Here is a 1440-nt window from a genome sequence, read left to right as displayed (position 1 = left end):
GACAGGCCCATGATGGTTTCGGGGATCGCGAACGGTGCCGCGGCCGGTGCCGGTGCGGGCGCGGCGGCCTGCACGCGCACCACGAGTTCGAAGCTGCCGACCACCAGGCGCGCGCCATCGGTCAGCGCCGCCTCCTTGCCCGAGCCGAGCGACACGCCGTTGCACTGCATCGGGTTGCTGCCGCGGTCGATGGCGAAGTACTGGCCGTCGCGGCACAGCACCTGGGCATGCACGCGCGAGACGGTGCGGTCGGGATCGTCGAGGACCAGCGTGTTGGTGTCGGCGCGGCCGATGGTGCCGCCCTCGGGGCCGAAATTCGCCGACAAGGACGGCCCCGCCGGGACGCCTTGGCGGGTGACAACAGTGATTTGGATCATGAACCGGCCCCCAGGGCGACGCCCCTACAGCTGTGCGCGAGCTTGCGACGAAACTCGGAAGGAGTATTCATTCCGGGGGACGGCTTGGCAATCTCGCCTTAAGAGGTATGTCTTTGCATCGGAAGGCGATGGAGAGCGCCGCGCTAGGGCGCCAGCAGCAGCACCAGCGCCTGGCTCGGCACGACGCGCACCCCGGGGCAGTTGGTGCTGTTCTGCAGCGACACGCTGGTCAGTCGGCTGGCCGGCATGCCGTTGAGCAGCACGGTGAACGCGCCGGTCACATGGCGCGACGGGCCCATGACGGTGCCCGAGGCCACGCCCATGTTCACGCCGGCGTTGTCGCCGTTGGTCATGGGGATCGAGGTCGCCAGGTTGTGCGCGGGGGCCCCCATGAAAAGGATGGTGGGACAGTTCGGGATGGCCATCGGCCCCATCGCGATGTTCGGGTACGGAATGGGCACGGGCCCCGCGGGCGTGGGCGTCAGGCACACATCGGGAAAGCCCATGTCGGTGCCCATCATCTGGCAGTTGGCGAACATGTGCGTGCTCCTAGCCGAAGTGGATCTGGCCGCCGCGCGTCTTGACGAGCTTCTCGCCGTTCACCAGCGTGTGCTCGCCCGACAGCCGCAGCAGCTGGCGGGCCTCGCATTCGACATGCGTCGCCGCCACGCGGTCCGTGCCTTCCGTGGTGCGCACGTGGTGCCGGCTGTAGTGGCTGACGCGGTCCATGACCGTCGAGAGCACCGAGCCGACGAGCTTGACCACGCTGCCCACCACGCTCAGGTGGCGCCCCGTCAGCTCGGCCGAATCCAGCGCCACGCGCGCCTCGCGGGCGCGCACCTCGAGCTGGTCGCTGCGCATGCACAGCTGCGGCGCCGCCAGCGAAAGACGGCCGTCGACCTGCAGCTGCGTGTCTCCGCGCAGCTGCAGCACGTGCGGCGTCTCGCCTTCGCGCTGGAGCACGGCCAGGATCCAGAGTTCGTCCGGCGCCACCTGCAGGCAGGCGACGCTGTCGCCGGCGCGCGGCTCGAGCAGGCAGCTGACCGCGCGCTGGCCGCTGCGG

Annotated in this window: 3 protein-coding genes; all 3 read right to left on the bottom strand. The window is 69.9% G+C overall.

What is annotated here, in order from left to right; translation table 11 throughout:
• Positions 1–326, bottom strand: a 326-nt coding sequence (locus AC27VN_RS41355; RefSeq protein WP_490880496.1) for an FHA domain-containing protein, incomplete at its 3' end; no start/stop codon positions are given.
• Between the two features lie 194 nt (positions 327–520).
• A complete protein-coding gene (locus AC27VN_RS41350; RefSeq protein ID WP_093350847.1) occupies positions 521–916 on the bottom strand; it encodes a DUF4150 domain-containing protein in 396 nt (131 codons plus the stop codon).
• 10 nt (positions 917–926) lie between these two features.
• Positions 927–1440: DUF3540 domain-containing protein (locus tag AC27VN_RS41345; protein ID WP_490880495.1), on the bottom strand; the 514-nt coding region annotated here is incomplete at its 5' end.

This window comes from Variovorax sp. 20P10.2.4, assembly GCF_058244205.1.
Note: the sequence above shows the minus strand (reverse complement) of the source record. Positions and strands in the feature narration are given on the sequence as shown.